This is a genomic window from Spartinivicinus poritis (genome assembly GCF_028858535.1).
Taxonomy (GTDB): domain Bacteria; phylum Pseudomonadota; class Gammaproteobacteria; order Pseudomonadales; family Zooshikellaceae; genus Spartinivicinus; species Spartinivicinus poritis.
The window spans coordinates 99610-109294 of the sequence record NZ_JAPMOU010000019.1; the positions used below are offsets into that span (position 1 = coordinate 99610).

Below are 9685 nucleotides of genomic sequence, written 5' to 3' on the forward strand. Positions count from 1 at the left end.
TTGAGTAACGGGCAAGCTTAAAAACTTCTGTAAACTTGGGAATCACCCCGCAAGCAATAGATTACGTAATAGATATGTTTGGTTCACGTAAAGGGAAGAAAACGACTTCCAATTCTGCGGCTAGCCCTGATGAGCAAACCGTAAACACAGACCAAGAAAAGCCAAAAAAGCGCTTTTGGCAGTTTGGTCGTAAGCACAAGCAAGAAGCCACAGCTGAACAGGTTGAAGCTAAGGCAGAGCAGATTAATGAACAGTCCACAACTGTCGAACAAACAGTAACTAGTAATGAAGCTAGCACAGCAGTTGAGAGTGCTGAAACTCACTTGACTGTTGATAATAAGCCTGCGGTAGAGTCAGTAGATGCTGAGCAAGCAGCTGGAAATTTGGCCAAACAAGCTGAAACAGCCACAGAAACCGTAGAAACAAAAGCAGCTGGGCCAATAGAGCAGCCATCAACGCAAGCTCAACCTAATACGGTTAACCAGGAAACGACTACAGCAAGTGCTAGTGAAAAAGCTGTAGTTCCACCCACGGCACCTTCAGTAGCTGAGGCCTTAGCAGCAACGGAAACAGAAGAGCAAACTAAGCCGAAGAAAGCAGGCTTTTTTGCGCGAATGAAAAAAGGTTTGACTAAAACCCGTTCTAGCTTTGTAGAAGGGGTGACCACGCTTTTCATTGGTAAAAAAGAAATTGATGATGATTTACTGGAAGAGCTCGAAACACAGCTACTGATGGCAGATGTGGGTATCGCAGCCACCACTGAAATTGTTGAAGGGCTAACCCAACGAGTCAAGTATAAAGAGTTGGACGATGCTGACGCCTTATTAAATGCGCTTAAAAAAGAGCTGCGTACACAGCTTGAGCCATCCAATGAGCAGCTAGTTATTGATACATCGAAAAAGCCTTATGTCATCTTAGTGGTGGGTGTGAATGGTGTCGGCAAGACCACAACCATTGGTAAACTGGCAAAACGGTTACAGATAGAAGGTAAAAAGGTCATGTTAGCTGCAGGAGACACTTTCCGTGCAGCCGCTGTTGAGCAATTACAAGTATGGGGCGAGCGTAATGAAATCCCAGTTATTGCCCAGCATACGGGAGCAGATAGTGCCTCTGTTATTTATGACGCCGTAGAAGCAGCAGCAGCTAGAGGAACAGATGTACTAATTGCTGATACTGCAGGGCGTTTACATAACAAAGATAACCTGATGGAAGAGCTGAAAAAGGTTAAGCGGGTAATCCAAAAGCTAGATGGCACAGCGCCACATGAGGTCATGTTGGTAGTAGATGCATGTACAGGCCAAAATGCACTTAGCCAGGCTAAACAATTTAATCAATGGATAGACCTGACAGGTATGGTACTTACTAAGCTGGATGGTACCGCAAAAGGTGGAATAGTCTTTGCGCTTGCTCAAGAAATGAAACTGCCTATCCGCTTTGTTGGGGTGGGTGAGCAAATAGATGACTTAAGGCCATTTAATGCTGATGAGTTTGTGGATGCACTGTTTGACATGGAAAAGCTCGCATAAAAGCAATTATAAAATATAATATAAATTATAAAAAAAGCCCCGCAGGATAATTGATTCTGCGGGGCTTTTTTTATACTTGCACAAACCTGATTAATTTGGCAGTCTGGTAATACTAATAAAATTATATTTAATATAAAAATATAATTTATAAAGATTTTATCTATAAAAGTTTAATCTATAATTTTTCTATTAGCTGCATTATAAAGTATTAATTAAAAGTAGGTGTTTCTAAATGATTACCAGAAGAGCCTTTGTAACTTCTATTGGTTGTGCATCTCTTGCTTCAACATTCAGTAAACCAGTCTTTGCTAGTACAACAGCTAAACTGGCATCACACCAACAACATGAATGGCTAATGCCAGATGAGGCGGCTCCCCATAGCAGAACCTGGCTATCATTTGTGGCCAAACCTAAAGTATGGGGCAAGCGGCATGCTTATGCACTGCAAGATACATTGGGCCAGCTAGCAAAAACGATCGCGAAATACGAGCCTGTTACAGTAATAGTTAATAAGGAAGATCTGGCGCTGGCTAAGCAAAAGTGTGGCGATTCAGTGGAGTTTATGGTGGCACCCTTAGATGATTTCTGGATTCGTGATCATGGCGCTGTATTTGTTACAAATAATAAAACTAAAACATTAGCCGCAGTCGATTTTAATTTTAATGGCTGGGGAAATAAACAATATCATAAAAATGATAAGCAAGTTGCTCGCAAGATGGCTGCGAACCAAAGTATCGAATTAATTAATACACCTCTGGTATTAGAAGGAGGAGCATTAGAAGTTGATGGAGAAGGTACAGCTATAATCACAGAAAGTTGTGTACTTAATAAAAACCGCAACCCTGGCATGACTAAAGCGCAGTGCGAAGTCCATTTAAAAATTACCCTCGGTATAGAAAAAGTCATTTGGTTGCCCGGTATAAAAGGTAAAGATATAACCGATGGCCATACAGATTTTTATGCTCGATTTACTCACCCAGGTAGAGTAGTGATCCACATGGTTTATGATCGTAGCTCCTATGAATATGAACTTACTCGTAAACACAAGCGTATTTTAGAACAAGCAACGGATGCAAAAGGAAGGAAACTTAAATTAATTACCATGGATGAGCCAGAAAAACTACGAGAAGACTTTTTAAATGATGACTTTGCTGCAGGGTATGTAAATTTTTATGTAGCCAATAAAGTAGTGATTGCACCTGAATTTGGTGATTCTATAGCAGATGAAAACGCTTATCGTATTTTGCAGGCTGAATACCCTAATCACACTATAGAAATGCTAAATATTGATCCAATCGCAGCGGGCGGAGGTGGAATTCATTGTTCAACCATGCAACAGCCCGCAGTGTGAAAAAAGCTTATTCTATTAAATAAAATGAGTTGTTACCTTTGATGAAGTAATATAAAAATTAAATTATTAGAAAGCCCATTAGGGCTTGATTACACTCAACTAAGATTGCTTTTTAGCCTCTGGAGAAAAGGGCACTTTATCCCATGTGGTAGTCGGATAGGCTTTATTAGGTTGCTTTTTGGAGTCCAGTTCAAGGTAAGTATGGCCAGGTATTTCAATATATAATTGGTAGACACCGTCAGCCCTTCTTACTGGCCCTAAAAAGGGGACATTATTAGCAGTAAGCTTTTTTAAATAGGGGGTTAAATCATCCACTAAAATAGCACCATGGTTATCCATAAAAGTGGTAAAAATGGTCATATCTTGATCTAGTTCATCAATAAACTGATAATATTCTTTGGTTTTATCGTAACCATAACGGGATTGAGCATCAACGAAATGCAGCTCCAAACCTGAATTGGGAAAGCGAACCCAGGAGCGGCCTTTAGCAAGGGTTGGGTCTGGTATCTTTATCTTTTCCATACCCAGTATATCGACACAAAAATCTGCAGCCTGTTGTGAGTTAAGCACACTATAGGTTATTTTCCAGACAGTAGGTTGTTGAACTTGCGTTTGGCCATTAGAGGATAAACTGGTCAGCGTTAAAGTGGCTGCTAAGCAAGCCGTTACTATTCTTTTCATACTGTTTATTCAATATTTGTTTAATCTATATACACAACATAATGTGTATAAAATTTATTATTTTTGTCGCATAGATTACGGAACGACGGGAAACTGAACTGAGTTAACAACTTAATAAAATTCAAGTCAAGTATTTTTATATTGAGGGCTCTATCATCCAGAATAAAGACTTGATCGATATAAATTCGTACTTAATCATTCATATAATTTACTCATCGTTCAGTATAGTAAATATCAACTTCCTTATTTTTGACCTTGTTAGAACCCAAAAAATATGAAAAACAAACTGTATTATATAGGTGTGCCTATACTTACAGCAAGTGCTGTATTTATTGCGCAAGACTTTATAGATAAAGATAGCATTACATCAAAGCAACAAATCACAAATGATGCTGTAAGTGTTAAACAAGTCAATCAAATAGAAAGTAATCAATCAATAAAAAAGATAACTATCGAACCCGAGGCAATCAATACTGAAATAGTTAATCAAGAACTAGCTTCAGAGCTACCAGAGGCTGAAGTCAATGCAATTAAAGCTGCAATTAGTGATTTGCCTTTATATACCGAGAAGCCAGCTAAGTTAGAACTTTGGTCAAACATTGATAGTGAAGTAAATACCAACTTGGAAGGAGTTCGAACGCTGTCATTTAATGTGGACCCAACTGTGTTGGAACAACTTGCAGTTGGGCAGCAACTTTCTGTGCAGCTGCCTGGGCAACAAGCGCTTACGGCTACAGTTAATAAAACAACTAATGGGGTTTACTCAGAAAGCTGGAATGCCAAGGTAGATAATAACTCCCCTTTTGGTTCTATCTCTATTACAAAAAATAAAGAACAGTCCATTATTTATGTCAATAGTGAGCAAGGAGAATATGAAGCTTATATTGATAATAAAACAGGAGAGGCTTCACTTATTTATTTAGCCGATGTTAGAGCTAAAACCAACTTTAAAGATGACACTGTTGAATATCAACCACAAAACTAAAGATAAGCTTGGTGTAAAAATGTTAAAAAAAATATTTTCCGTTTCCTGTTTGTCGATGGCTGTCTCATCTGCATATGCCATCGAGACTATTGATGTAGCTATATTGTACACGCCTGAGGCAGAGCAAAATATTGGCAATGTTTCACGTTGGAAAGATGATAAAAATAAACGAGGAAATATTAAGTTATATATTGACTATATTGTTAATCATGCCAACTTAATATTGGAAAATAGTCAGACTAATTTGCGCGTTAGAGCTTTGCCTATTAAAGATCCGGTGATTAAAGGGATTAGTAATAGGGAGTTTTTAAAAAGAAGTTGTATAAATATAGTACGGGATTATCAAGGTAATGAAACTCAGCAAGATATAGAAGGTTGTCGTGATACCTCATTAAATTGGCTAAAGGAAAACTCAAGGGTTCAGGAAATTAAGAAAAAATACGGAGCAGACTTAGTTTCTGTTATTGTTGATAAATCCTGGGGAACATGTGGGCTTGGTAACTTAGCCCATTATAAGTATAGTCGTAGAAGTGGTAATCGTTGGGTACCTGATACATCAAGTGGGTTAAATAGTAATGCAACATATAGTTGGATTGGCTCGAGATGTAGTGCAGATGCTTTAATACATGAAATTGGACATAATTTAGGCTTAAGTCATGGCTTTAGAAGGCGTGATGGATCTATTGAAACAGGGACCATTGTTGATTCTGCTAGAGGCTATCGAGTGCCAGGGCAGTTTGCAACAATCATGTCCTATACTGGCCAGAATACACCTCATGTTAATTATTTTTCTAGTCCATATTTAAAAGCCCAATTGAAAACTGGTGGCTATGTTACGCCTAGTGATGGAATTGCAAACTCAGTACAAGGTATTAAAACAGTAGCAAATGAAATAGCTAATTTTATGCCCACAGTAGTTACGGTTGGGGAGCCAACACCAAAGCCAACTGAGCCTAAACAGCCTCCAGTACAGCCAACTCCACCGAAAAAGCCAAAACCGAAACCGCCGGTAACCACTAGACCAGCAACTCCAGTGGATGATGATCCTGTTAACTTTCCAGATCAACCACCTGCAACCCCCGAGCCAAAGCCGCCTACTAGTAAGCCTAAACCTCCTAGTAAACCAGTACCGCCTGTCACTAATAATCCGGTGCCTCCCACGGCTAAACCACCGGTTAATCCTGCACCGGTGCCACCAATTTCAAAGCCAGAAAATCCATCTAAACCGACAACCTGTACAGTTAAATTACGGTTGCCATTTAGCCTAAATAAATGGTTCCCCATGAGTGGGTTTAACTCATTTGGTGGCGGCTATATGAACTCTGTTAGTGTGGAAGGAGAAAACTGCCAGTCTATATTAAATAGCATAAACTCAATTTGGGGGCTGTTTAAAGGCATGATTTATAAAATATCTGGTAATAACTGGTATAAAGGCATAAGTCAGGATATTACCCAGCAGTTGCGTCCTAATCAAAGCCTGCGTTTTAGTGCGCAAATGGCTATTAATAGTATGCAATCAATGCGGCGCTGGGGAGTTGCCATGCTAAAAATGGAATACGGCAATGGTAAGCCTACTACATACCGTCGTGTAGCACAGCGAAGTTTGACTTCTGGTTATTTTTCTAAAATATCGGGTAAGGTTCGTGTAAGTGATGAAGAGTATGTTGGCTTACAAAAAGCCAGTCTGGTATTTATGACACCAAATAATAATCAGGGCTTCTATTTCCGTCAGGGGCGGATTCGTAACTGATATACCCTTCACGAATGATTTCTAGGTTTTGTTATCTTCACTCCTGGCCCCAATCACCTATTACTTATAGGCTCATGGGGCCTCGTCACTCGATGGGCGCACCTAAAAATCTTATGCGATAACCTTGATTAGCTCAATTACTTGCCACCAATTACTTGCCACCAATTACTTTATCTAAAGCCGCTTGTGCACAAGCTTGATCAAGATGCCCACCTGGTGCTCCTCCAACACCAATGCCTCCAATTTTTTGGCCATTGACTTTAATTGGTAGTCCGCCCCCTAAAATTAAAATATTTGGGTCCATATCACGCAATCCTGCTAATTCGGGTTTATTTTTTATAAGGTTAGTAAAATCAGCAGTGGGTCTTCCCATACTTGAGGCAGTAAAAGCTTTTTTACGGCTGCTTTCTAATGTATGCGGGCCTGCTTTATCAGCTCTGATTAGCGCTCTTGTTAGTCCTGATGCATCCACTACTGCAACACTTACGTTGTAACCTTGAGATAAACACTTTTTTAGGGCTACATTTGCAAGGCTTTGAGCAGTAGTCAAGTTCAAATAGGGTTGCTGTGGCAATGTAGCTGCATGGCTTTGAATAGCTGTTATTACAGTTAATGCTGAGGTGAATGCAATGATCATTTTTTTCATATCGGATCCCCTTTGTTGAATTGTGGTAGAGAGATCCTGCAATAACTAGATTACTTGAACCTTGCTCGAACATTACAGTTTGGAAAGGTAGGCGTGGAGATAGGTGATAAAGAATGGCAGGCATGCTAACGTAAATAAAAATCAATATATTTTAACTACTATGAAACTCTTACTAATTGAAGACGATCAGAAAATATCTAGTTATCTGGTACAAGGCTTCCAGCAGTCAGGTGATGTAATTGATGTAGCTAATAATGGCAATGATGGGCTAATTTTGGCTCTTGAGGGTGATTATGATCTGCTAATCGTGGATGTCATGTTACCTAGCAAGGATGGGTTAGCTATTATCGCTGAGCTAAGAGCAAAGGGCTGCAATGTGCCGGTTATTATTTTAAGTGCTAAGCATTCTGTAGAGGATAAAGTGCGGGGGCTTGAAACGGGAAGTGATGATTATATGGTAAAGCCATTTTCATTTACCGAATTACAAGCACGTGCTCAAGCATTATTAAGAAGAACACAACAGGCCACGAGTAGTGATAATCACTTTTCAGAACTCAAAATGGCTGACCTGGTATTAGACCCATTTCGAAAGGTTGTAACAAGAAATAGTAAGACGATACATTTACAGCCCAGAGAGTTTCAGTTATTAGAGTATTTGTTGCGAAACCCTGCTAGAGTTCTGTCAAAAACCATGATTTTAGAGCATGTATGGGATTATAGTTTTGATCCACAAACCAATGTAGTGGATGTACTGGTTTGCCGGTTACGAAGTAAAATTGATAAAGATTTTTCAGTAAAACTACTTCATACACTAAGAGGAGTAGGGTATGTTCTTAGGATTGACGGATAAGTGTCAGCGAAATACAGCACTTAATTTAACGATACGCTTTGCGTTGATATTTGTTTTTTCTGCACTGATAATATTTGCAACAGTTAACTACTTAATCAACAAAACTCAACTAGATAAAGATCAGCAATTTATTAATTCATTGTTGGATAGCTATCAACGTCTAGAAGCTCAGACAGGACGGGAAAAACTATTGCATGTAATCAAGCGCGATATTCCATATATTCAAAAAAGCTTTCTGCGTGTAGAGCTTTTCGATGAAAATGAAGAGTTGCTGCTGCTCGTGCAACCTGAAAGCTGGGGTAAAAAAATAACCAACGAAAGCCTTTTAAATAAAAGTACTTGGTTCATAAGTGAAATTGTCGATAATGGAATTAAAGTTTTATGTAGAAATATAGCTCTAGAGTCGGGAGGAAAGGTCAGGGTTGGTTTGTCAGTTCAGCCGCGTGAAAACCAGGTAACAGAATATACAATAATTATACTTCAAGTAATGCTACCACTCATTATTTTTGGTTTGATTATCACTGCTTGGATGAATTGGCAAGCTTTAAGACCCGTAACAGATTTAATAAATACAGTACAAAGTATAAGAGAAAAGGATCTTAAAGCTCGGGTCACCATTCGCAATCCTAGTTCAGAACTTGGTGAGCTGGCAAAACTGTTTAATCAGATGTTATCGCAAATTGAAAGGTTGATTAATAGTATGCAGCAGTCGCTTGATGCTGTTGCACATGATATACGAACGCCGCTTGCTCGAATGCGCTTGAGTCTTGAGTCGGCACTTACCCAACAAGACTCTATTCAGATGAGAGAAGCACTTCTCGATTGTGCTGAAGAAGGTGAGCGTATTGAGTCGTTGTTAAATGTGCTTATGGATATTACTGAAGTTGAAAGTGGTATTTTAAAACTGCATATTGAAAAGCTAAATTTAAGTAAACTAGTTTTTGAAAATCTAGATTTATACCGATTTGTTGCTGAAGAGAAATCAGTAGAGTTGCTCTCCTCCATTGATCAAGACTACTTCATTCAGGCTGATAAAGTTCGCTTATCTCAAGTGATTGGTAATTTAATCGATAATGCTATTAAATATACGCCTACTAATGGCAAGGTTTGGATAACGCTAAGAAAAAACCAATCCTGCATTATATTGGAAGTACAAGATACAGGAATTGGTATTTCTGAAGAAGATATTCCACATATATTTGAGCGTTTATATCGTGCAGATCAAAGTAGAACAGAACCAGGTATGGGGCTTGGATTATGTCTGGCTAAAGCTATTGTAACGGCACATAATGGCACTATTAAATTAAATAGTATACAAGGAAAAGGGAGTTGTTTTAAAGTATGCTTACCTATCGAGTTTAAAAGATAACTTGATTTTTTTGAAATTTTAGTGTTAAGGACCACTATAAATTTATGATAGAGTACTATGAAGTACCCTCAATTTTCATTTATATTTTTGGAGTAAAATAAGAGATTTTTTCTTTGTTCCAGCATAAAAGACGATAAGTTCTGTTGGGGTGTCAGATTCATTTTTACCATGATGCCATTGGTTAACAAGCTATACAGATGAAGCACCAGAAGGAATTTTTAAACAGAAACTATTTAGTGACAACTATGCGATCACAATGCCAAGCAAGTTAATCAAATATGTAGGAGAAACCAAAAATATATGCTAAAAAAATTGCCTTTTCATATGGAGCATTTTTATATAGAACAGTTTTGGCATGAATTGAACCACTATGATCCTACTCATTGTTGGTTGAGACAATAAGTTAAGAGCGTTGTGGCTGGCATATAGCATGAATTTCTATATACTCTAATATACCCATAACGAATCATTTTTAGGTGTAACTGAGTACCTAATCTGCAAACTCAGCTAATCCATTACCCATGATT

The 9685-nt window shown here is 38.5% G+C and carries 8 protein-coding genes; 6 read left to right on the forward strand and 2 right to left on the reverse strand.

Annotated features, from left to right (window positions below):
* The first annotated feature begins 74 nt into the window (after positions 1 to 74).
* Together ftsY and ORQ98_RS15500 are read left to right on the forward strand one after the other, a co-directional pair.
* On the forward strand, positions 75 to 1526 hold the full coding sequence (gene ftsY, locus ORQ98_RS15495) for a signal recognition particle-docking protein FtsY (protein WP_274689714.1): 1452 nt from the start codon (positions 75 to 77) through the stop codon (positions 1524 to 1526).
* Positions 1527 to 1758: 232 nt separating this feature from the next.
* Complete coding sequence (locus tag ORQ98_RS15500; protein WP_274689715.1) at positions 1759 to 2877, forward strand: agmatine deiminase family protein; 1119 nt, start codon at positions 1759 to 1761, stop codon at positions 2875 to 2877.
* Positions 2878 to 2976: 99 nt separating this feature from the next.
* On the opposite strand, the gene ORQ98_RS15505 is transcribed toward ORQ98_RS15500, so the two are convergent.
* A complete protein-coding gene (locus ORQ98_RS15505) occupies positions 2977 to 3558 on the reverse strand; it encodes a VOC family protein (protein WP_274689716.1) in 582 nt (193 codons plus the stop codon).
* A 274-nt stretch (positions 3559 to 3832) separates the two neighbouring features.
* Between ORQ98_RS15505 and ORQ98_RS15510 the strand changes: the two genes are divergently transcribed.
* Both ORQ98_RS15510 and ORQ98_RS15515 read left to right on the forward strand, forming a co-directional pair.
* On the forward strand, positions 3833 to 4543 hold the full coding sequence (locus ORQ98_RS15510) for a hypothetical protein (RefSeq protein ID WP_274689717.1): 711 nt from the start codon (positions 3833 to 3835) through the stop codon (positions 4541 to 4543).
* Between the two features lie 19 nt (positions 4544 to 4562).
* Positions 4563 to 6293, forward strand: coding sequence for a M12 family metallo-peptidase (locus ORQ98_RS15515; protein ID WP_274689718.1), 1731 nt, complete (start codon positions 4563 to 4565; stop codon positions 6291 to 6293).
* 151 nt (positions 6294 to 6444) lie between these two features.
* On the opposite strand, the gene ORQ98_RS15520 is transcribed toward ORQ98_RS15515, so the two are convergent.
* Entirely contained in the window at positions 6445 to 6939 is a 495-nt protein-coding gene (locus tag ORQ98_RS15520; protein WP_274689719.1) for a GlcG/HbpS family heme-binding protein, read from the reverse strand.
* 160 nt (positions 6940 to 7099) lie between these two features.
* Between ORQ98_RS15520 and ORQ98_RS15525 the strand changes: the two genes are divergently transcribed.
* Both ORQ98_RS15525 and ORQ98_RS15530 read left to right on the forward strand, forming a co-directional pair.
* Entirely contained in the window at positions 7100 to 7789 is a 690-nt protein-coding gene (locus ORQ98_RS15525; protein WP_274689720.1) for a winged helix-turn-helix domain-containing protein, read from the forward strand.
* Positions 7767 to 9158, forward strand: a complete 1392-nt coding sequence (locus ORQ98_RS15530) for a sensor histidine kinase (RefSeq protein WP_274689721.1) — start codon at positions 7767 to 7769, stop codon at positions 9156 to 9158. The genes ORQ98_RS15525 and ORQ98_RS15530 overlap by 23 nt, the downstream gene beginning before the upstream one ends.
* Positions 9159 to 9685: the final 527 nt, after the last annotated feature.

Excerpts from the sequence above, each read along its gene's own strand:
- ftsY (WP_274689714.1), top strand. The coding sequence starts at position 75 with ATGTTTGGTTCACGTAAAGGGAAGAAAACGACTTCCAATTCTGCGGCT.
- ORQ98_RS15500 (WP_274689715.1), top strand. The coding sequence starts at position 1,759 with ATGATTACCAGAAGAGCCTTTGTAACTTCTATTGGTTGTGCATCTCTT.
- ORQ98_RS15505 (WP_274689716.1), bottom strand. The coding sequence starts at position 3,558 with ATGAAAAGAATAGTAACGGCTTGCTTAGCAGCCACTTTAACGCTGACC.
- ORQ98_RS15510 (WP_274689717.1), top strand. The coding sequence starts at position 3,833 with ATGAAAAACAAACTGTATTATATAGGTGTGCCTATACTTACAGCAAGT.
- ORQ98_RS15515 (WP_274689718.1), top strand. The coding sequence starts at position 4,563 with ATGTTAAAAAAAATATTTTCCGTTTCCTGTTTGTCGATGGCTGTCTCA.
- ORQ98_RS15520 (WP_274689719.1), bottom strand. The coding sequence starts at position 6,939 with ATGAAAAAAATGATCATTGCATTCACCTCAGCATTAACTGTAATAACA.
- ORQ98_RS15525 (WP_274689720.1), top strand. The coding sequence starts at position 7,100 with ATGAAACTCTTACTAATTGAAGACGATCAGAAAATATCTAGTTATCTG.
- ORQ98_RS15530 (WP_274689721.1), top strand. The coding sequence starts at position 7,767 with ATGTTCTTAGGATTGACGGATAAGTGTCAGCGAAATACAGCACTTAAT.